Consider the following 23754-nt stretch of genomic DNA (forward strand, 5'->3'; position numbering starts at 1 on the left):
TTTTTATGGTACTTGAATATATCTGGTGGAACTATTCTTTATCTAAATCAAAATCAAAGTTAAATAAGTCCTTTGGCGATACTTTTAAACCTTTAGATAATTGAACAATTGAAGACAACTGGATATTTACTTCACCCTTCTCAATTTTACTTATTGTGCTATGATCAAGATCACACCGTTGGGCCAATTGTCTATAGCTCAAATTTTGCCTTAATCGCAACTTTTCTATTTGTTTTCCAAATGATTTCTGAAATTCTGCTTTTATTATACTGTTACTCATTATAAATATTTAATACAGCAATTTCTGATGATTTATAAAAAATAATGTAGGCGAAGTCACCCACGAAACATATTTTTACTATATTTGTTTTATCATTACAATTTGTAATGTATTTTTGCGATTCTTCATATAAAATATTTGAAGCATTCGCTTTGAATCTCGCTCTTGAAAACTGGTAATTTTTGCAACGAGATGATAAGTAAGATGCTCACGCTTTATGGCGTGGGCTCACTTATTGTTGCATGGGTATACCAGTACCTCAAGAGCAATAAGCTGAGTTCCGCGCCTATTTTTTTGCTCTATTCCTAATTTTTCTCAGTTTTTTATTCTTAGCGTACTTCATTATTCGACAGTCTCGCAATCAGATATTGTTTAACTAATAAACCTGCATGCCTATGAATTAAAAAAAAATCAAAACCCTATTATTTAGCCTGCGCTGTCTTATTTTCATTTTGAGTTAGTCATTGTTCAGCTGTAGGCTTTAAAAAAGGCAAAATCAGTTACGGTTTCCACATGCTTCCAAATGGATACCAAACAAAAAAAGGCCCTCTATCTCATGTCGTCAAACTAGCATAGAGGACCAGAATTAATAAAACTAACGCTTCATTAAACTAACCCAATATTATGAAAACTTTTTCATTAAATAAAGGGTTGGCGGCACTTTGGTATCCGTTTATTTTCGGGTTTTACCTCTTTTGCACGCCAGCCTTAGCACGGAATACTTTACAGTTTTCCGTTTCACAACAACAATCTCAAGTCACGGGTACCATTACTGATGGTACAAATCCCCTTCCCGGGGTCAGCATTACAGTCAAAGGCCAACAAAAAACGGTCTTTTCAGATTTCGATGGCAAATTTGCCATAAATGTATCTCATAATGACACCCTTATTTTTACTTACCTTGGTTTTAAGACAGTCACAATTATTGTTGGGGATCGCAAAATAATTAATGTGCAAATGTGGGAAGATGCGACCTCCTTACTGGAAGTCAAGATCAATGCAGGTTACTACTCTGTAAAGAACAATGAGCGCACCGGAAGCATTTCAAAAATCAGTTCAAAGGATATCGAAAAACAGCCTGTCACCAATGTGCTTGCAGCTATGCAGGGACGAATGGCGGGTGTTAATATTACTCAAAACACAGGTGTTGCCGGGGGCGGTTTCGATATACAAATTAGGGGACAGAACAGTTTGCGCTCTGATGGGAACAGACCGTTATATATCATTGATGGGGTTCCTTACTCCTCGGACGCTGTAGGTTCTGACCTGACAGGGATTGTACTCCCCGGACCGACAAATCCGTTAAGCAGTATCAATCCAACAGATATAGAAAGCATTGAAGTTCTTAAAGATGCCGATGCAACCGCTATTTATGGCTCAAGGGGGGCTAACGGAGTGGTACTTATAACCACCAAAAAAGGCAAAGAGGGTAAAACAAGATTTACTGCAAATATATCGGGTGGATTTGGATCAGTGACACGCCTTATGAAACTAATGAATACACACCAGTATCTGCAAATGCGCAGGGAAGCTTTTGTCAATGAAGGCATTCCTTATGGTCCAACCGATTATGATGTCAATGGAACATGGGATCAGAACCGCTATACTGATTGGCAAGAAGTACTCATAGGAGGAACTTCAGAAATTAATGACGTTCAGGCATCGGTATCAGGAGGTTCTTCCCAGACGCAATTTCTTATCAATGGCAATTTTCATAAGGAAACTACGGTTTTTCCCGGCAACTACAATTACCGCAAAGGCAACCTGCATGCAAATCTGAACCATGAATCTGAAAATAAAAAATTCCATATCAATTTTTCTATGGGCTACACGGCACAAGAAAATAACCAGCCAGGGATTGATATAACCCAACAAGTTATTCTCCTACCACCCAATGCTCCTGCATTATATGATGAAAATGGCCATTTAAACTGGGAAAACAGTACATGGAATAATCCCATGAGTAATTTCGAAGGGAAATACATTTCAAGATCCAATGACCTTTTTGCCAATAGCCTTTTATCTTATAATATCCTTCCCAATTTAATTGCTAAAGCAAGCTTTGGTTTTACCGATACGCGTTTTGATGACAGTCGAACTCAGCCCTCCACCATGTATGATCCTGCTTATGGATTAGGCAGTGAATACTCCTCCATTTATGTCAATAACACTACCAGAAAATCATGGATTATGGAACCTCAGATATCATGGTCGAAAAAATTTGGCAAAGGAAAAACCGAAATCCTTCTTGGGAGTACATTTCAGCAACAGACTGCGAACCAATTGGTACAGGAAGCGGACGGATTTAGCAGCAACAGCCTGATTTATAATCTTTCCTCAGCTTTTCATGTATTTGACTTGGTAGATAGTGAATCCGTCTATAAATATCAGGCTTTTTTCGGGAGGGTTAATCTTTCCTGGAATGAGCGGTACATCATAAATCTTACCGGACGTAGGGACGGTTCAAGCAGATTTGGTCCCGGAAGACAGTTCGCGACATTCGGGGCGATCGGAGGTGCATGGCTGTTTTCAAATGAAACATTTATAAAAGAGAATCTTGGCATCTTAAGTTTTGGAAAATTAAGAGCCAGTTATGGTACCACCGGAAATGATCAGATTGGCGACTACCAGTTTTTAGACACTTATGGCTCATCGGGAAACAACTATGGAGGTATAAATGGTCTGGAACCGACACGTTTGTTTAATCCCAATTTTGGTTGGGAAACCAATAAAAAATTCGAATTGGCATTGGAAACAGGTTTTTTAAAAGACCGTATATTTCTAACGGCGGGCTGGTACAGCAATCGCTCTTCAAACCAATTGGTGGGAATTCCTCTTCCTGCGACGACCGGATTTAATTCGATACAGGCAAATTTAGATGCTACAGTTCAAAATAGAGGGCTTGAACTTACCCTTAGAACAGTAAACTTTCAAAAAGAATCTTTTAACTGGACAAGCAGTTTTAATTTGACAATCGCCCACAATAAACTGTTGTCTTTTCCTGATCTGAAAGGATCGACTTATGAGAATCAATATGTAATTGGCCAGCCTTTAAATATTAAGAAATTATACCACTACACCGGAATAGATCCCACAACAGGAATTTACCAGTTTGAGGATTTCAATGCAGACGGTTTAATTACATCGCCACAGGATAAGCAGGCTATCCGTGATTTGAATCCAAAATATTTCGGTGGGTTTCAAAATACCATTACCTACAAAAACTGGCAATTGGATTTTCTTTTTCAGTTTGTCAATCAGCTGAACTATAACGGATCATATAGTACTGGACTACCCGGAGCCATGGCCAATCAGCCTGTGCAGGTCATGAACCACTGGCAAAACCCCGGAGATACGGCCACCTATCAGCAGTACACCACAGGGGTAAATAGTGAAGCTATGGATGCATTTTACAAGTTTTATGCCAGTGATGCCATGATAACGGATGCATCTTACATAAGACTCAAGAATTTGTCATTGTCTTATACGATCCCTGAGCAGTGGCTCAAAGGAGTAAAATGCCGATTGGTATTTCAGGGACAAAATCTTTTCACGATTACTTCCTATAAGGGTGCTGACCCCGAATCCAGATTCACGACAAGCCTTCCTCCACTAAGGGTATTTACAACCGGGCTTCAGCTTACTTTTTAACTTCTTAATTCAAACATTATGAAAAAGAAATCATTTTTACGTTTTATCCAAAACTATAAAATCAAAATAGTAAACCACAGGCTTCTAATAGGATTACTTGTGTCCTGTATGGTACTTCTGGGTGGCTGTGATAATTTTGTTGAGGTTGACCTTCCGTCCTCACAACTAACAGCAAGCGCCGTTTTTCAGGACAGGGCTACTGCCAATGCAGCGATGGTAAGCATTTATGCCAAAATGCGCGACGATGGTATTTTAAGCGGGAGTGTCGCAGGAATCTCCAATCAAATGGGAAACTATGCAGATGAGCTTGTCTATTACGGTGATATTTCGGGCACAACCCGAAACTTTTACAACAATACGCTACTTGCTTCCAATTCGGAGGTCTTTAACTGGTGGAGCAGCAGTTACAACCAAATTTATGCTGCCAATGCCATTATTGAAGGAGCGAATGCTTCTACGGCGCTCAATACTGTAGATAAAAACCAGCTTACAGGAGAGGCTTTGTTTGTACGATCACTGTTGCATTTTTATCTTCTTAATCTCTATGGAGATGTTCCTTATATCACAACAACAGACTATCAGCAAAATAAAGTGGCGCACAGAATGCCTTCTGCTGAGCTGTATTCCCATATCATAAGTGATCTGGAACTGGCCGTTTCATTATTACCGGAAGATTATATTTCCAGTGACAGGGTGCGTCCTAATAAATCCGTAGCGATGGCACTATTGGCAAGGGTTTATCTTTACAAAGGTATGTGGGCAGAAGCAGCAAATGCGGCTTCTTATACCCTAAACAACACCGGGATGTACACTTGGGAGACCAATCTGGACGCTATATTTCTCAGAGAAAGTACCACAACGATTTGGCAATTTATGCCTAGAGCGGGTGGGCAGAATACTCGCGAAGGCGAAACATTCATCTTTACGGCACCACCGCCGTCACTTGTTGCTTTAAGTGCTGAACTTATAAGCGAATTTGAATCGGGTGACCAGCGAAAGGATCATTGGACTCATGCCATTACAAACGGAACAGACACTTGGCATCATGCCAATAAGTACAAACAGAAATCAAATACTCCGAGTTCATTAGAGTATTCCATAGTGTTTCGTTTGGCAGAGCAATACCTGATTCGTTCTGAAGCCCGTGCACAACAAGGTGACCTTATAGGAGCCAAAGAAGATCTGGATAAAATCAGAAACACAGCCGGACTTGCTGGAACCACTGCCGTGAGCCAGCAAGATATACTGAGCGCCATATTACATGAGAGAAGAGTGGAATTTTTCACAGAATTGGGACACCGCTTTTTCGACCTGAAAAGAACGAATCGTTTAGATGATGTATTATCATCTGTAAAAGTAGGATGGAATACTACAGACAGATTATTGCCACTGCCTGAATCAGAACTTGCACTGAATCCGAATCTAAATCCTCAAAATCCAGGCTACTAAAATGAGACCTAATAACATAAAATACAACAGAAAAGCTGGTACTCTCAGAAAGAGAGTGCCAGTTTTTTATATAGTGCTCATCGCTTTGCTGATCTCATTTTTTGGTTTTGCGCAAAACAATCGTAAAAAACAGCTTACAACTGCCGATTACCACTTATGGAGTTATCTTAAAGCTGAGAAACTCTCTGAAAATGCAAAGTGGGTCAGCTTTTCTGTTTCGTATGAAAATGGCAGCGACACTTTATTTGTTAAAAACACTACAGGAACAAGAACCTTTAGTTTTCCCGGAGCAGGCAAAGGAGAATTTGTCGATGACAATTGGTTTTGTATGATGAGTTCAAAGGAAGAATTGAAAATTGTCAACTTGCATACTTCCAAACAAGAAACTCTACAAGAGGTAATCAAGTATGATTTAAGTACGGAGGCTCACGAAATAGTCATCTTAAAAAAAAGTGATGCTGGGAAAAAACAGTTACTAATAAAAGTTTTGGGAACTGATAATTCTATCATTTTAAATGATATTGGTAACTACTGGTACAATCAAAAGACCAGTGCAATAGTATATACTACAATGTCCGGGAATGCAACAACAATTGCCATCATGAATCTACGCGATAAGACAACACGTGTAATAGCCAGTAGTATCAATGCGGTTGAATATTCCGATATCGTTTGGCAGGAAAATGGTAATTCCGTTGCTTTTTTAGAACAGCCTCTGGACAATAAAACAGCTCGTATCTGCGTCGGTTATTACAAAATTTCGGAACATGAATTATCCATTTTCAATCCTGCTTTACAAGAAGATTTTCCAATAGACATGCAAATTATTTCCTCGTCTTTTGCCAATCTACAGATTGCTAAGGATGGACAAAGAATATTTTTCGGATTACAGAAGACTATTATACCACCCGATATTACTCAGGTTCAAATTTGGAGCACGGCAGATAAATTTATTTATCCATCAAAAGTCCAGATTGACGGCTGGGATAAAATAGCCAAAGTAGCAGTATGGTGGCCCCAGCAGAATAGGTTTAGCTGTATTACTAACAATGAACTCCCGCACCTGATGTTAAGCGGAGACCAAAAACAAGCCTTGCTTTACAATCCACAGCAATATGAACCGCAGGCAAATTATGATGGCAATTTGGATTTTTATATTTCGGAACTGGAAACGGGAAATCGGAAATTAGTGGTTCAAAATCAGTCCGGAAATTCCCAGTGGACTTCTGTGTCTCCCGGGGGAAAGTATGTGGTTTATTTTAAAAATAACCATTGGTGGGTTTATGATATACTGACGGGGCTGAACAGGAATCTCACCAAAGAACTTGAAGTGTTTTTTTCAGATAATGAGTCAGACTGTCCTGAAGAAGCAAGCCCTTTTGGTAATCCTGGATGGATAGAAGGAGATAAGACACTTTTTGTTTATGACAAGTATGATATCTGGAGCCTTGCCAGTGACGGTTCAACTGCTTTACGATTGACTAGGGGACGCGAAAATAAAACTACCTATAGGATTGTTTCCCAATCTAAGGAAGAGTCCAATAAAATGAATTATGACGGTACTTATAAAGGACTAATTGGATCTAATGACAGATTACTGATTAAAACCGAAGCACTGGAACATACAGGATATTGTTTTTGGGATAAGGAAAATGGTTTACAGCCTTTATTGGACAAGAAAATGCACACCAGCCAGTTTATAACGTCTGCAAAGAGTGAGGCTTACATTTATGTTGAGGAAAACTTTAATTTGCCACCTAGATTACTCATAAAAGAAAGCCTAAATTCAAAAGAAAAAGTACTGTTTCAAAGCAATCCCCAGCATTTTAAATACAATTGGGGAAATTCCAAACTGATAACTTATACCAACTCCAATGGCACGGTTTTAAATGGTGTTTTATTCTATCCTGCAAATTATAATGCTACTACAAAATATCCTATGGTGGTGCATGTGTACGAAAAGCAATCCAAAGAATTGTATAACTATGTGAATCCATCCAAAAACAACTCAACAGGATTTAATATTGCCAATTTTACTTCAAGAGGATATTTCGTGTTTTTACCCGATATTGTTTATGAAATTGGAAATCCGGGATCTTCGGCAGTAGAGTGTGTTGTTTCCGCTACCAGAAAAGTCATTGCCAGTGAATCATCCATTGACAGTACTCGAGTAGGTCTTACCGGTCATTCTTATGGTGGGTATGAAACGGATTACATTATTACCCAGACCAATATGTTTAAAGCCGCAGTGGCAGGCGCAGCCATTACCGATTATGTAAGCGGTTATCTGTATGTATCGGATATGCAAAAGCCTAATTTTTGGCACTATGAATTCGGTCAATTAAGAATAGGCAAATCTTTGTATGAAGACTATACAGGATACCTGCAAAATTCTCCAATATATCATGCCGGCAAAGTGAACACGCCTCTGTTGTCATGGGCTGGCGAGCAGGACTACCATGTGCATTATTATCAGAGTATTGAGTTTTATTTGGCACTGAGGCGTCTTGGCAAGATAAATACGATGCTGATTTATCCCGGAGAAGAGCATGTACTAATAGAAGAAAAACATCAGCAAGATTTAACTCAAAGAATTGAACAGTGGTTTGACTATTATTTAAAAGGAGAAAAAAAGCCACAATGGTTTTAAAAATATAAAACAGCCAATCATAAAAAAACAATGCAGTTCCCATAAGGAACTGCATTGCCATTTTTACGAGCCATGGAATCAAGGTTTGTAAACCGGAACCTTACATTCGTTAGCCGAATTTTTACCAAATAATTGCGCACCAGTTGGCAGCAAACCAACTCTACAGATGGTTCCATTATTGGTTGTTGAACACATATCATGCTCCTCACAAGAGGTTGCTTCAGCGTTCAATTTGATGTACCCACGAATTGGCGCTGCTGCTTTAGAACGCACATTCATGGCATGGGTTGTATAAGCGCCTGCTATCGCAAGAGCAAATACTGCAACAGGTAAAACCTGTTTTGCAAAATTTGTTTTCATGATTTATAATTTTAATGTTAGCGATCTACTCTTTCACAGGTTTTCGATCTTTTCCCTGACACAGCGCTGTATATTTTCATAGAGTGATTTCAGTTTTATTTTTGATACGAGTTTGTGAGTTTCCTGCTTAATTTATAATGAACCAAATACGGTCCTATAAATCCATAAAAATTGTCATTGAGAATAAAGAAATTTTTTAGCTTTTCATTTTTAATATGGTAGATGTAAAAGCTACCCTGATAAGAATTGGTATTAAGATCGTATATATCAATTACACTGGCATCCTTCCACATTTCAGCGGGTTCATACTTCCCTAACAGTGCTGAATTGACAAACAATAAATTTTTACAAACGGCGCTTGTTTTATTGACAATTAAAGGAGGTGCTGAAAATTTCATTTCCTGCTGGCTTGCCACAGTAGTTACTTTAATTTGGGCTTTACTAATGGTGTCGATGGTCTTGCCACGATAGATTAAATTAAGCGTACTGTCTACTACAATAAACTCATTACGGTAGAGATAAATGTAGACCAGCTTTTGAGTGTCTTGGTCATAATGCAAGGTTCCATCGACATCAAAAATTCCATCAATCTGTTTCTGTAACAGGCTTTTATTGAAACGTGTTTTGGGTTGGTTGCCAAAATGAAGAGACCCCAATACACTCTCCCCATTTATATTACTGTTGGAGCGGAATGCCAATGTGAGCGAATCCATGAGCTGATAATGGGAAAAAGTTGTAGACCCGTTCCATTTTACATAGCCCTTCCAGTTGTTTATATTTCCTTTAAAAATAACAGGAACATATCCGTCAATAAGATAAAAATTCGGAGGTGAAACTCGGATTTGGACAGACTGAAATAAAAAATCTGTCCTATTGGGATGAATCTTAAATTCACTTTTGTTCTGTAAGGCTGTATCGAGCATTGTCACTAATAATGGCGCAGTATGACTGCCCAGGTATATCTTGTCTTTTGAAGCTCCGGCAAAATAATAGGAACTAAACTTTAGATCGATATCATTAACTTTTACAGCATTTCCGGGAAAACGGCGAACAAAATTATTTCGATGGTGAATGATGTCTTCTGATAACATAAATAGCAAGGCAACAATACCAATACTAAAAAGAACAGTTAACGAAAAGGCACTGGCGAGTACAGCAGGCTTTGAAATTAGGTGCACTTTAGGCACCCCTACGGCCAATAGCAGGATGCCTGCTGCTGCCAGCATTATGAAAATTAAATTAAAAAAAGATGTTCTGTCCATCCTAACTTTTCAAGAATTCCTCCACAGGAACAAGGGACAAATGAACTGTAATTTAAAATAATGAAAATGTATGCGGTAAACATAATCATTAGACCCAGCGCACCAAAAAGACCAATAATCCTCCATCTTTTTGAAACGATAAGCAATGCAATGAATAATTCAAGCGCAGGTACAATCCATGCAATTACCCCTGCAAAAGCACTTAATAAAGGGGATTGCCCCAATTGTACGCGGAAGTTCTCGAAGTCAAGCAATTTACTTACCGCCGCATATACAAATAGCACTACATATAGGAAGGAGATTACTTCTATAAAAATATACTTATATCGTAGGTTAAATTTCATTATAATGTAATTGAAAATTTGTGATGTAAAATTGTATAAAATAAATAATTAACTCTTGTCAATTCGGGATAATCGTATGTCAAAAACGGACAGCAACTGCCATCTATGACTTTCGTTGAATAGCAAAATTTTCAAAATCTAATATTTTGCTTATGGATGCATATAAAATATAAAGACGTCAGATTATATTGATTATAGTGTTTTAAAAAAAACACTCCTGTTTTCATGTTTTCACTTTTAAGGTTTTAACGAATCATAGCTGACAATGAGATAAAGGCATACGAAATAAGCCTAACCCATATAGCTTAAGTGCTGCGTAACAATCACATTGTTAGTGTTTTGTTAGGGCTAAATTAGTTCAACCCTTTTGAAGTCCAGTTGCTAAAATCCCGCCAACTTATATCATTTTCAGACATTTTTTCCATTTCGCCAAAAGTGATACCTAAAAAGGCTGGAATATGTCAACATACTGAAAAAAATAACGTGTAACTTATTGGGGATAATGACATATTCGCCTATCAAAATATCCTGATTTATGTAATCTATGAATAACTAATTATCACATTGTAAATATTTTATAGCGCTAAATTAAGTCAATATCTTTGAAGGATTGTTACGAAAAACGATCCAAAATTTGTAAAAAACGATCCATTTTATGGCTTTGTTCAAAAATGTAACACATAAGAAAGCAGACGTATACCAGTCATACTGAAAAGAGTGACTACTTATCCACCTGGGGAAGCGCGAATAGCTTTGGGGAGTATCATGGTTTACAATCGAACATTTGATACTAATTTTGACGTTTTTTTGAAAATATAAAATGGAACATGTGATAACATTCCGCAGCTTGGTTAGATTGAGAACTTCTTAACCGATTCTAATAAGATAAAATTTCTCGAGAAATGCAAGAGTGAGCTTACCACTAGATTCACAATCTCTCCAAACCGCTTTTATTTGCAGTTGCAATTACGCAGATTTTAATTTTTAGTTTTCTCGGCATTATTTCTAAATTCATCGGCTTCAGTTGACATAGATACTGTCTTCGCCTTTCCTTTAACCATTGTCTCAGCTACGAAAACAATTTGCCCTTTTTTATTGGCAAAATAATCTGATTGAAGTAATCTAAAATGCCCTTTTCTAAAATGCGGTATTTTTGATAGTTGCGAATTTTCATTATCTCTGATCTTTTCAGATAACTGGAAGGTAAAGTTTTTCGCCGACTTATCTTCGCTTCTTTCAAATAGGTTGTGTGGCACTCCATCAGTAACGCAGTCGGGGAAGCAATTCATATAGGCAATTGTATTAATCGCAAGCCGAAACATTTTTAAAATGGTTAGTGAAATTTTGTCAACTTTCTTATTGGTGTCTACGTAGAATTTATCCGACATACGACCACCATTTTCGCCTAGTGAAAAGAATAGCTCCACACTACCATCATTCTCGAGGCTTAAAGAAAAGGCATATCCCTCCGATTCATAGGGCAAATGCAGTGCAAACCTATAAACAACATGCTTTCTTTGTTCTTTTGAATACAAATGTAAGACATCATTACTTTGACCATTTTCGTATAGGAATTTTTTAATACCCTCTAAATCCGATAATGGAGTGTTCTCGAGAAAGTCCCGCAATTGTTTATCTAGGAAAAAAATATGCAAAAGCTCTCCTCTATTGTCTTCTCTCCATAATTCTAAACCTGATATGACCAAACCTCTCGACTCGGGAGTTTCAAAGGCTCCTGTCGGAGTCGCTAAAATATTTTGACGAAGTACAGCGAATATCTGATCATCGGTAAAACTTGGTGTAAGTTTTTTTTGAGGCCCATAAAGATAGTGCCAAAAATATTTTAACGGTTTGCTGTAATATACTTTTCTAGCCATGTCAATTTATTTTGAATTTGTTAGGGTGTCGAGCAATTGATATTTACTTGCTACTTTATAGTGCAATTTGCCTTACTATACGTATATACCATATGTAATTAATAACGTTCTTTTACTTAGCCCTGCCAAACAAATGTCGACCTTTTTTATAGAGGATTTAGAAAGGTTATTAAACATTCCTATTGATAGAAATGCATCGTAAACCTATCACCATATGGCAAATTTAACATACTTAGACATATTTGTATCAGAAATTTTAGTTATTCAATTTCAGTTGTTGGAGGAAACTTTTGATTCGTTGTTTCTACAGCCTTCTCTTTAATTTCCTGAAAACGATCTGACTCCATCCATTTTTGCATGTTGGAATGCAACCTTATCTTTTCATCGATTGTAGTGAGATCGATCCGGTGATTCGGAAGTGTTTTAACCTTCCTTAGACTGGGAACCACAGATTGATAAAGTCCATAGTCTTTAATATCATTTTCGAGTTTAAACCTAACTTCTTCAATGGACAAGAATATGTTATGTTCAAATTCCATTCGCTTAATAGGCGGGGGCATACCACCCAGATTATTTTTTTTCATTGTGCTCTTCGTATTTCATGTTTTCAAAGTTTGCTGCTGAGTTTGCACTTAGTCTGGCCATTTCATTGACAGTATGAAAATCAATACGTCCATTTGATAATTTTCTGACTTTTTGCAATCCTTCCACACTTTTTATACTGCCTTCTGTAAACGACATCCTTCCGTTCCGTAGAAGTTCTTCTAAAATGTAAAAATGTCTTTCGAAACCCTCACGGGAAGATAAAAATTCTTGTCTGCTTTTTTCCATGTTAAATATCAATTTCGTCAAAAATTTCGTCAATATTGGCAAGGGAAGCCCTGTGATTAATTGCGATATTTAAGGCATGTTTTACAATGTATTCAAATCTGGTAGGCCCATTAGTACCTTCATAGAAGCTTCGATAAACATATCCGTCGGATTTAATAAATTCAGTTATAGATAATGGAGCAATGCATTTGTTGATAGTCTCCAGAAGCCTTTCACAAAAGGTCCTGTCCAATAAATGTTTTTCATTAAGCCTGCTGATATTCCACTCGACGGATTCCAGAAATTCTTCATCAAGATCAACTTCCGCAGTACGAGCAACTGCATCAGGAATGCCAGCAATTATTTCATTATAGAGCTGGCTGTTCCCCAAATCTTTGAGGATTATACCAATCCTGAAAAAATTGTACCGAATAGTGAAATGGTCAATCGTTTTAAACTCGGCTATTCCTATTTTTGCAATCGCATCAGTTATCATAACGTGCTGCGAAGTCGTTGCCTCGTAAAGGATAAATGATGATCGTTCCGTAGAATATAATGGTTTACCACTTAAGGATTGTCTTATCAGAACGGGGATAATCATCTCGGGATCAATCTGGCAAAGTAAGGTTATACTCCTATAGGCGCTCTCAGATATTCGATCGGCTGGATGATTAAGTAGCCAAATAAGGAAAGAAGCTATTTGCCCATCTGTATCTTCTGTGGCATTAGACGGGTCTTCAATCCATGAGTATTTTTGCATCCTTTCTGGGTGCGGTTGTATTAGCTCAGTAAAATGTCCTGAAACTAAGCCGTAAAGTCTTTGGGTTTGCTCAGGTGAAAATTTGTGCTGTAAGAACCATAAAAGTTGGCTCACAACAATCCACGGAACCTCATCAAATTCCTCGATAAACGGTTGCAGGCTGGAAATAGCCTCATCTGCGGAATTGAAAAGGCTTTTAATTATTCCACGAGCATCAGTATTTTCCCCGGAATAGTTTCCATGCCAAATCATGTATTTTTTGTCCATGAATGCATTTGTCCCCTGCTGCAATAACTGAATTCTTTGTCCCGGTTGATCTTTAAGCCTCACGGCTTCCGTCACAAATTGTTTGATGAGATTTTCAGATTCGTCCCGATAATCAGACTTCTCAGATTTTTCTTCTTTTTGGACCTCAATGTTATATTCTATTTCTTTTGCTCGCAATAGAGCTTGCAATTCCAACTTATTCAAATGATCCAGTGCATCAAAAATTGTTGTGAGATAGTAATTTGCATGACCTTCTGCATGAAGTTTCGCTCCAGTATTAGCAGTATAAGGGAGTAATAATTTAATGGAATCTGGATCTTTCTCAACCAGCCGTTTCAAAGCTTCTGCTTGTAACGTCGTATACCGTTCAATATACCTGTCGGTATCTGTATTGAGAATAAAAACTTGGGCTAAGGTCCACACTAATTGCGGTGATTCGATTTGGCTATTTTCAAGGATTTCCAAAATTGCTCTTTCTTCTGTTAAATTTCCGGCACCCAGAATATATCCATTTCCAACGATGGGTGCATCTATTGTGTCATATTCAGCATTTTCAATTACTTGTTTAGCATCAGCTAAGACTTCGAATCTGTAATAATCAAGCGCATTTTTCAGACGCGCATTTTTTATTAAGCCTCCTATGAAATGTTCTTTTTCCTGTCGTACGTATCGCTGGAAGGTCATTTCGCCCGAAGCGAAATCCAGAAGACCAGCCATCGTCTTCAGATCTGCCGCAAGAACACTACCTTGATTTGGAAGAGACATGACGCGGCTGATTAGTGCAAGCTGATCTTCCTTGTACCAACTTGGACCCATGGATGTTTTAAGCATTTCGGCAAAAACTTCATTAGCTTTATCATTTTTTCCTGCTAAACCATAAATTTCCATGATTTTAAGTAATTCAGGTGTTCTTTCCCACCTGTTATAAACGCTTCCAATAACGTGTGATTCCCAGATTTTCATCAGTTCTTCCAGCTCCACAGTATATTTTTCCTTGATGAGGATTTTACATATCCCATAGAGCACTTTTCTAAATCCCTCTGAGTACAGACCAAGCTGCGTATCCATCCGTGACATAAAAATGGGAAATAATTGCTCAAAAATCTCCGGAGCCAACTTGATGGCAATTTCAACGCTTTTGCGATAAATGATAGGAAAAAGATTCTCAGGCAGGTGATATGCACGGTCCCAATAACTTCTCTCATCCAATGAAAAATTTATTGTGGTGAACACCTTTAAAAGTTCTTGGTTGGCAGCAGTAGAAGATGTACCAGTTGCACGGCACCATAAGAGCCTACCTTCTATATACCCCAAGCTTTTCAATAGTGATGTAGCATAATCCTCCCAATTTTTATGCCTATAAGCTCCATTACTTAATTGCGGGAAATTTTCAGTCTCATCATTGTAGCCAGTGCAAAGTGATCGAAAAAGAAGACCATGTATTTCTGCATATTGCAGATCCACTCCATTTGATGCCCGAAGATTAAAATACTCACCGTCCACACTCGATTGTTTTGAAAGAATGTTCTTCACCAGTGTAGTATTTGTACTATTATGAAATAATGCCATTAAAATAGTATTCACATGATCTTCCACGTATCCATAATCAGTTACTAGGCTTTCTAAATCTTCAACCAGCAGCCTAAATTGATCGTTTTTGTCTTTTGTTTTGGTATTATAATCATTGAATTCATCAAAAAATAATATGCTTAGCGCACGAATATTCGCCCAGCCATCGTCAATATCCAGTTTCATTTTTTCTTTTGCCAGTTTTGACGGAGCGAAAAAATCAAAACTACGCAGCGCATAGGCATTAATCCAGCTGGCCCCATGTTCACGTATTGTATATATAGCCTTGGCAGCATCATTGTCATTAGCATCGCTGGCGCCATTTTCTATTTTTTTTAACATGGACAATAATCCCATACATCTCTGAAAAGCCTCGTTAGGATCCTCACTCATAGATAAGGCATTTGCCTTGATAATGATCCCAAACATGTCCAAGCTCATCCCTTCTTTAGAACGTATTCCTTCTTCAATAAATTTTCGGTATCTTTTTTCCAATGAATCATATAACACATTGGCCTCGTCAAATGCATTGTTTTCATAAAATAATTGCAGAAAATAAATAGCGTCATCATTCCCGATTAGTAGGTCTGCATCCCGAACTAGATATTTAATGGCCGCTTCGTATTTTCCAATCGAGATAAGGGCATGAGCCATTAGGTTGGCATGTTCGGTAAAAACACTGTCGTAACGGAAATCAATCCGCTGCAATAGTAACAAGAGACGGATTGTATCGATTGTCAGCTTTAGATTTATTGACAAGCTGATGATTTGTCTGATATCATTTAGCACAAGGTCAGGTGCAACATCATTCATCGCGCACCGGTCTGCCCATATTTGGTTGCACTGCTCAACAGCAAATGATTTCTTAGAACTTTTTGAATAATGGTAAAGCAGATTATTCAGCGACAGATCTAGTTCCGGATTCGCTGCAAGAAATCCAGAGATATAATCATTTGCAAGTGGTTCTTCCTTTTTCGTTTTTGACGCTACATATATTTTGAAAGAGTTGTGGTAAATTTCGAGGTAATTTTCCCCGGAAAACAGATATTTTATCGATTCAAAATTAGAGGTAAAGGTAAGTTGCAAGGTTTGAGGCATTATCTGGTATGCCTCCTCCTGAGAGATTGGTTGGCGGATCTGGGAGAAGATTATGATAATCCATAATTTGGACGGATCTTCATAAAACCGGTCCCATATAGAATTGTAGTAATTGGTAATGTCTCCATGAATTACTGGTATCTTTGTGAGCCATTCATCAAATTGGTCACCAAAAAAAGCAGAATCAGAATTCTTTAAAAAATTTATTAGATAGCGTAGATAAAGCGGATGTCCTTCCGATTTTTGAGAAACGCTCTGGACTGCGCCAACCGACAAAAGTTCCTCACCCAGTTCTTCAATTATCAATCCTTCACATTGCGACATTGTAAGCGGCGTAACTAGTATCTGCTGCTCATCATCTATTAGGTTTCTGTAGGATGAGGGTAAAATTTGCGGAGAGGTTGATGACAATATTATTTTAATTCCTATGGGAATAGTCTGAGGGAGTACACCAAGGAATTCTTCCAGAGAGGGAACTTCATCAAGTCCATCGATAATTATGCAGACGGTCTGGCCTTTTGCCAAATGATAGGCTGCAAACTGCTCCAAAAGATCACCCATCCTCGCAAGGCGCTGTTCGAAAGAAAGTTCTTCTTTGGGTAGCCGCTGACCTGTTATGGTTGTCGCAATCATATTTTCAAGATATTCTAAAAAATATATCTTGGATCTGCGTAATGCTAAAGGTTCACTGTCGTTCGGAATTTTAAGAAAATACCTGCAGGCAACTACCATAGTTTTCAGACTCGGAGAAAAGGATGCCGAAAATGTTGATTTTCCTGATCCGGGCGATCCGTGTATCAAAAACCAACTGTTGTCACTTTTAAGGGCTTCTTCCAGATTGGCAATCACGGCACGATTTGGTCGCGAGGCTGCGACTTGTTCCTCAAACCCATGTGGAATGTCATATGCTGGAAGACTCTCGTCAATTTCAATACCGTTATTTGCCAAAAATTGGGAGGCTTTTAAAACACTTACCATCGACAGTCGATCGTCCAGTTGCCTACGTACTATTCCGGCAACCTTACCATCTATAATCACTGGTGCGCCCGAAAGCCCGTCGTGGTCATAATTTGGATCGATGTCAAGCTCATTGATTATAAAGTCACTGGCATCATCCTTCAAAGGTTGACTGATTTTTCCATTCAGACTAAGGATGGATGTGGAAGATCTGTAAGGAAAACCATGTATCTGGCACGGTTCCCACAAACGAAGCATGCTGGCCTCAAGAGGTAAAAAAGCAAAATTCAACCCATCGCACGTTAACAAGCACAGATCCAGTTCAATGGAAATATTCATGACATTGCAATCAATGGGGCCTTCAGCAGTTTTTATAAATATTTTTTGATCCTCACTGTGATCTGCAATGACGTGGTAGGCTGTGAGAATTGTATTTTCGGATATTAAAAACCCAGTTCCTTGGTCGGCGCCACAATGAATTTCAAAACAGGATTCCAGAGCTTGTGAAGGATTAATTAGTGGTTTCATGCAGGGTAATTTTTATTGCTGTACCATCAGATACAACGCATTGGTAATTGTATTTTTCTTTCAATTTTTGATTGTTAATCTGACTGACAATTTCCAGCGGGTAATTGAAATATAGGGTTCTTTGATAATCTGTCTTTCTTGTGACAATCCGGGCGATGGTTTCAGTATCGGGATGTCCAAATGATTTTCCATTGGTGGAGATCAGAAATTTTTCGGAATCAATCAATTCCAGTAATTCGGGGCTGGTATTGAGTGCGCTACCATGGTGGGAAACTTTAATCGCATCAAAATACAGCGGAAATTCATCATCTGTATACAGAAGGTTTAAGCTTTCTATAATCACTGAAGGATGTGAATCACCCAAGAAGAGGATTTTAGCTTTTCCGCATTGGAGTATAAAAGATATGGAGCTTCCATTAGCGGGGGCATTGTCCTCTGTGAACTCGGCTAAAACTAATGCTTCAAAATCCAAATTACTGCTTGCCGAAATATTCTTTTCCCGTAACACTTTCGTTTCTTTGGCGCCAGTGATTACAAATTCAAAAGCATCATCAATAAACTCAGAGGCAGTTTTATCGTCCACATATCCCAACTTATAAAGCTCTTTTAGCCAGTAGTCCTTTAGTCTGTCTAATTTTTCTTTATTAGGAGATAAAATCTGGAAAGAAAAGTTACCTTCAATAATAGGCTCGTTATGAAAAACAGCTTCCGAACCCGCAAAATGAGCATTCCATGGATATCCTCCATCACGAATAAGTTTTGAAAGGGCTGATCCTTTTTTTGCACTTATATCCTTATCCAAAACCGGCGGATCTTCTTTTAGTATAGGGGCAATTTTCATTTCATTTAAGCTCTTCAGTGTACTTGATTCGAATTTTTTGCCGTCATTCTCTTGAAATTGTAGATGCCGATAAGAGTTATGCCAGATGTTTCTGATGTCAATAATTTTTGTTTTGTTGTTTTCTTCCAACAGCTTACAGATCCCAGATATGTGGTCACCGTCAATATGGCTGACAATGACTAAGTCCAAAGCTTCCTGTTTTTGTTTTAATTCGAAAAGCTTAGGCTTTATGTAATTTTGGTAGGTATTGACGTAGCCACCATCAATCAATATATTTATACCTTCGCTTGAAATCAAAAAACTGTCTCCATTAAGAGCAGGAAAAAAAATATATCAAGTGTTTCTTTCATATTTTTATGTTGTGTTTTTTTTAGCCTAATTAATTTAACGTTGTATGTTTACTTGGTGAACCAGCTCGACATTATTGTTTTTTTAGTGAGTAGTAGATGTTTAGAAAATATTAAGTCAAAAGTTTTCTATGAATTTTTTATTTTACCATTTAGATAGACCGCTTGAAGAATGTACATTTATGAGTGAGGTTAATGTGTTTTATTAAATAAAATATATTTATTTTTTATAAATTGTTATCTCATTCTCATTAAACCAACCATAATCAATAGCGTTCTTTTTTACAATTTCGGGAAAATCGGTATAAGCGACTATCGCTAAACTTTTTTCTGCTCTACTACAAGCAACATAAAAAAGCCTTCTTGTTTTATCAGTGTTTGTTTCTTTACCGTCCTTAATATTTTTTTTATCTGCATCAGTAGGCTCTTTTGAGCCAAAGAGTTTATCATAGCTAAATGAGTTTCCTCTAGACTCTTCATCATCTAAAATGACCATAACTCTCGGGAATTCTAGTCCTTTTACGCCTTGATGAGTTCCGAATTTAGATTCATCTGATAAATAAATTGCATATTGTTTAATTTGGGAAAATGGGCTTGATAAAGCTAAATCCCAAGCATCAATTACACTGTCAGATAAATCTTCTTCTTCATTTTCTTGGTAATCAGTTTTATTTACTATTTTTTGTTCATCAATAGTTCTTGATGCAATAGGAATTAAATTATCAGGTATTGGAAATAATTTTGATAGATATATATTCTGAATAATATCAATTAATAACGGGTCATTATTTTTATCCCAAAGGGCAAAAAGATTATTCAATGCTTTTTTTGCCTTTTTGATGTTAATTGTTTGATCAGTGTTTTTAAGTAATTCTTCTTTTTTAAAAAAGAGAGATTCATTTTTAACAATTGCAGCTATAGTGAAATCATCATTATTTAATTTTGCTTCAACTAATGGTAGAATAAATTTTAAAAAAAATTAGAACCTGATAATGTTCCATCTAATATCCCTGTTTTTAGTTTTTCCTCCTTATACAATGGTTCAAAAAAATCTGTAAAGCCCATTCTTTTTGCTGCCATATGATGTTCTAAAATTAGTGTCATAACATCTTTTTCTTCCCCATCTTTGGCCCATTTACTATCATCTGTTATGTTTGCCATTTCATTACATATATACTTCTCAGTTTTTGACTTTTCAGTTCTGTTTGAACAAATAAATAATTTAGCAAAACCATCTTCTTTATCTGTCCTTGGTAATTGTTTTTGACCATCTTCATGCTCTCTAATCTTATTAATTAGAGTTATGATTCGTTTATTAGAACGGTGATTCATTTTTTTTACTGGTTTGGACCAGTCATCAGGCAATCCTTTTTCTAATTTCTCTTTACCATCAAAATAAATACGTTGCATAGTGTCTCCAAAAAGACCAAGCGAAAAAACGTCTTTTTTAATTTTTTGTAATTCAAAAAAAGCATCTATTAATTCTTTTTTAGTATCCTGACTTTCATCAATTAACAAAATTGGAAATTTACAAACTACTAGTTCTTGCATTAAGGGTTTAGTCTGAATGAAATGAGCCGCAATACTTATTACTTCAGAATGGTTTAATGAGTCTTTAGTCGTATTGTCTCCATTAGGGTTATAAATGAATTTTACAATATTATTTAAGTTCAATCTTCTTTTGTTTTTCGATTCAATTTTTTTTGCTCTATCAATTGAAGCTTTATTTTTTGGATCTCGACTTCGACTTTGTTCATCTTCTAATTTTAGAATATCGATAGCTAAATTATTAATTAACCAAGATTTAATATCTTGAACAAAAGGTTCAATTAATTCCCATGCAAAACTGTGGATTGTACTTACTGAAAATATTGAGTCAAATTCTAATCTATCTTTTATTTCATTACTTGCCGCATTGGTATATGTTATAATCGCTATTTTTTTTCTATTTAATCTAAATTGTTTTCCATGATTTTTTTTGAATTCTTTCAAGACATTAACTAATGTTCTTGTTTTACCTGAACCAGCTCCTGCAAAAAGAAAAAAACTTTTTGGGTTATCTAAATTTAAACAATTATAGACCTCATCATCAACATGTTTGTCTATGTCATTATGGTGGTTTTGTAAACTCATTATGATTTTATTAATTATTTAAACCTTCTTTTTTATTAACTAATTTGCTCTCAAGCCAATCAAGTCCTTCTTTAATGTATTGTGGAATTGTGATAGTGTCAGGATCTTGAAAGTATAATAATTCTAAAGCAAATTCTGCTTTTTTAGCACCATCTGTAGTAATGGCGTTATACATTTCTTTAGCAGATTTTTTTACATCTGTTTCCGATGCAGCTTCTACCATTTTTTTTAAAAGACCTTTAGCCTTTTTAATATTTTTAAAAATTGATATGTTTTCCATAACAAGAGAGTCTTCAAATGTATAAGGATAAACTTCAATACTATCACTAATTTTTATGGGAATTTGATAAGCTACTTGAATTGGATAATCCTTATGTTCCTTTGATTTGAGAGAAAGTTCTAATAATTTATCTAATTCAGATATTTTAGGAATCCAAGATTTTAAAACATCATTTCCTGTTTTATATTTTTTTAATTTTTCAGGCTGAACTTTGGTTTTTTCTGCGACAGAATCTAAATCGGTTATTATTAATGTTACAACTCCCAATTTTTCAATTAGTGGTTTTAAAGTTTGCGCATGACTTCCTCCAATTTCTAAAATTGAAATATAGCAAGAAGATAGTTTTTCATAATGTTTCTTTATGAAATGAGGAATTAACATTCTTTCTACAGGTCCTTCCACTAGTATAACGGCATCAGCAAAGAACAAATCACAGTGGGTGGTCTTTAAATATCTGATTGCAAATTTTGTGGAATCGTCATTTGTTCCAAATGTTTTAGATAAGCTTTCTACAGTTGTTGTGTTAATTTGTTTCTTTTGTCCAATTATTCTTTTAAAATATCTCAAAGAAATAAAATCAATTTCATGGGCTATATGGTTAGAATGTGTACTGATTAGAAGTTGAGTAGAAAAATTATTTTTGTTATTCAAGTCTCTATGGCTCCTAAGAACGGTATAAGCTTTTTTTATAAATACTTGCTGCACTTGTGCATGTAAATGCGCTTCAGGCTCTTCAATTAAAACTAAATGTAAAGGTTCAAATTCATGTTTATTCTCTTCTTTTGATTCAATTTTGTATTTTTTCCCAACTTGCATCCATTCATCTCTAAAACTGATTAGTTTAAAAATCATTGAGATTAAGTTTTGATAACCTAATCCATTATATTTTTCAGGCAAAGTTAATTCAGGGTTTAAATCTGATAAATCATAGCGGACTGAAGAATTATGATTTAGACTGTCTACAGTACTTAATTTACTTTCCAATTTTATTTTAGGATTTCCAAATCCAGGATAATTTAGATCTTCAAGTTCTTTTAAAGAAGGACCAAAAGTACTATTGAGGTCAACATCAAATATTTTTTTAGCATTTTGAATTGCACTTAATGCTACTACATCTTGTTCTGTGGGATTCTCCGAAGGATTAAGATGTTTTTCATAATATCCTTTTAATTGACTTGATAAATTTTTTAAATTAGAATTTTCGCTACTTTCTGAATTTTCATTAGAAAAACCTCTTTGAGCATTTATGATATCTACTTTTATTATTCCTTTAAATACATCTGAATCTATTGGACTGCTGCTTTCAGAAAGTTTTTGTGTTTCATCTTTCATTAAAGGATTTAATAAATGCGTTTTAATACTGAAAAATTTATTTAAGTTATCTTTATTATCTAAAAAGTGCCATAAATGATTAGGCCATAACTTTAAACCTTTATTCTTTCCAACTATCGCTTTTGAGTTTTCATAAATAGACTTAAATTGTTTAAATAATTCTTCAATATTATCTGGTTCAAAACGTAACCGAACTCCAAGTAAACCTCCATCCCAATCAAGTGTTGGTATCAAATTATTTACATAATGTATTTCATTTTTTTTAACATTTAGCCAAATATCCAATGAGGGAAGATAATCTACCCAAGCATCAATTTTAAAATCTTGTTTATTGAAATCAGTTTCTTTTAACCATGATTCACCAATTTTATTTAATTCTATCCAATTACTCAATGTAAAATCTCTAGTAGAAAATTTATTTTTCTTGAGAAATTTTATTAATGCATCCATAGCAGAAGTTTTTCCGCTATTATTTGCGCCAACAAATACAGTTTCTTTTTCAGAAATATCAATTCTGCATTTTTTGAGTTTTCTAAAATTTTGTATGTCGATAAATTCAATATTCATTTAGATAAATTTTAATTATTAGATAAAGTTAATGCACATTTATAAATACTAATTAAAAATAAGTATAGGGATTTTATTACTAATGAAATAACCAGTTACGATTTTTATTTTTGATATTTCAAGTTACCTCCGTATTATTCCATTAAGAGGATGCTTTATACAATCTTCTTCTAATAATAATTGAAGATTATAGTAATATTTAAATGCGTTTTGGGGAGAGAATATATTCTTTAAAAGATAAATCGAAAAATAGCTATTCATTGCCATATTGAATTTTTATATTTTATCTGCATTTGATCAATAGAACAAATGTTACTATTTAATTCATAGCTTTTTTACGGAAAACCATAAGCCTCAAATTGAGTATTTCCAAAAGTATCAATTTAGTGATA

At 35.9% G+C, this 23754-nt stretch carries 15 protein-coding genes; 3 read left to right on the forward strand and 12 right to left on the reverse strand.

What is annotated here, in order from left to right:
• Positions 1-31: 31 nt before the first annotated feature.
• On the reverse strand, positions 32-280 hold the full coding sequence (locus C245_RS0111605) for a helix-turn-helix domain-containing protein (RefSeq protein WP_017496764.1): 249 nt from the start codon (positions 278-280) through the stop codon (positions 32-34).
• Between the two features lie 624 nt (positions 281-904).
• Between C245_RS0111605 and C245_RS0111610 the strand changes: the two genes are divergently transcribed.
• The 3 genes from C245_RS0111610 to C245_RS0111620 are packed head-to-tail and all read left to right on the forward strand — an operon-like array spanning position 905 to position 8030.
• Positions 905-3931 (forward strand): SusC/RagA family TonB-linked outer membrane protein, encoded by a 3027-nt coding sequence (locus tag C245_RS0111610; RefSeq protein ID WP_017496765.1) that lies wholly within the window; start codon positions 905-907, stop codon positions 3929-3931.
• 18 nt (positions 3932-3949) lie between these two features.
• Positions 3950-5380, forward strand: coding sequence for a RagB/SusD family nutrient uptake outer membrane protein (locus C245_RS0111615; protein ID WP_035746574.1), 1431 nt, complete (start codon positions 3950-3952; stop codon positions 5378-5380).
• 1 nt (position 5381) lies between these two features.
• Positions 5382-8030 (forward strand): prolyl oligopeptidase family serine peptidase, encoded by a 2649-nt coding sequence (locus C245_RS0111620; protein WP_017496767.1) that lies wholly within the window; start codon positions 5382-5384, stop codon positions 8028-8030.
• Positions 8031-8108: 78 nt separating this feature from the next.
• Here the strand turns inward: C245_RS0111620 and C245_RS0111625 are convergent, their stop codons facing one another.
• The 11 genes from C245_RS0111625 to C245_RS0111665 all read right to left on the reverse strand — a co-directional run bounded on the left by C245_RS0111625 (position 8109) and on the right by C245_RS0111665 (position 23362).
• Positions 8109-8390: a DUF6520 family protein gene (locus C245_RS0111625; RefSeq protein ID WP_017496768.1), complete on the reverse strand. Its 282-nt coding sequence runs from the start codon at positions 8388-8390 to the stop codon at positions 8109-8111.
• A 95-nt stretch (positions 8391-8485) separates the two neighbouring features.
• Entirely contained in the window at positions 8486-9652 is a 1167-nt protein-coding gene (locus C245_RS22960; RefSeq protein ID WP_232424355.1) for a hypothetical protein, read from the reverse strand.
• Positions 9625-9996, reverse strand: coding sequence for a MauE/DoxX family redox-associated membrane protein (locus tag C245_RS24610; RefSeq protein ID WP_232424356.1), 372 nt, complete (start codon positions 9994-9996; stop codon positions 9625-9627). Before C245_RS24610 ends, C245_RS22960 begins: the two co-directional genes overlap by 28 nt.
• 977 nt (positions 9997-10973) lie before the next feature.
• Positions 10974-11873, reverse strand: coding sequence for a hypothetical protein (locus C245_RS0111635; RefSeq protein ID WP_017496769.1), 900 nt, complete (start codon positions 11871-11873; stop codon positions 10974-10976).
• Positions 11874-12133: 260 nt separating this feature from the next.
• Positions 12134-12412, reverse strand: coding sequence for a hypothetical protein (locus C245_RS22965; RefSeq protein ID WP_157495839.1), 279 nt, complete (start codon positions 12410-12412; stop codon positions 12134-12136).
• A gap of 31 nt (positions 12413-12443) precedes the next feature.
• The gene (gene avs1c / locus C245_RS0111645) at positions 12444-12704 is read right to left on the reverse strand and encodes an AVAST type 1 anti-phage system protein Avs1c (protein WP_017496771.1); all 261 of its coding nucleotides are present in this window, start codon (positions 12702-12704) and stop codon (positions 12444-12446) included.
• A 1-nt stretch (position 12705) separates the two neighbouring features.
• Positions 12706-17862: a serine protease gene (locus C245_RS0111650; RefSeq protein ID WP_017496772.1), complete on the reverse strand. Its 5157-nt coding sequence runs from the start codon at positions 17860-17862 to the stop codon at positions 12706-12708.
• Positions 17846-19033, reverse strand: a complete 1188-nt coding sequence (gene avs1a, locus C245_RS0111655; RefSeq protein ID WP_026110023.1) for an AVAST type 1 anti-phage system MBL fold metallo-hydrolase Avs1a — start codon at positions 19031-19033, stop codon at positions 17846-17848. Before avs1a ends, C245_RS0111650 begins: the two co-directional genes overlap by 17 nt.
• A gap of 237 nt (positions 19034-19270) precedes the next feature.
• Positions 19271-19870: a 3'-5' exonuclease gene (locus tag C245_RS24395; RefSeq protein WP_198288049.1), complete on the reverse strand. Its 600-nt coding sequence runs from the start codon at positions 19868-19870 to the stop codon at positions 19271-19273.
• A 149-nt stretch (positions 19871-20019) separates the two neighbouring features.
• Positions 20020-21183 (reverse strand): UvrD-helicase domain-containing protein, encoded by a 1164-nt coding sequence (locus C245_RS24400; RefSeq protein WP_198288050.1) that lies wholly within the window; start codon positions 21181-21183, stop codon positions 20020-20022.
• 10 nt (positions 21184-21193) lie between these two features.
• Positions 21194-23362 (reverse strand): ATP-dependent endonuclease, encoded by a 2169-nt coding sequence (locus C245_RS0111665; RefSeq protein ID WP_017496775.1) that lies wholly within the window; start codon positions 23360-23362, stop codon positions 21194-21196.
• Positions 23363-23754 lie beyond the last annotated feature (392 nt).

Origin of the sequence: Flavobacterium sp. WG21 (assembly GCF_000335775.1) — a bacterium.
GTDB lineage: Bacteria > Bacteroidota > Bacteroidia > Flavobacteriales > Flavobacteriaceae > Flavobacterium > Flavobacterium tructae.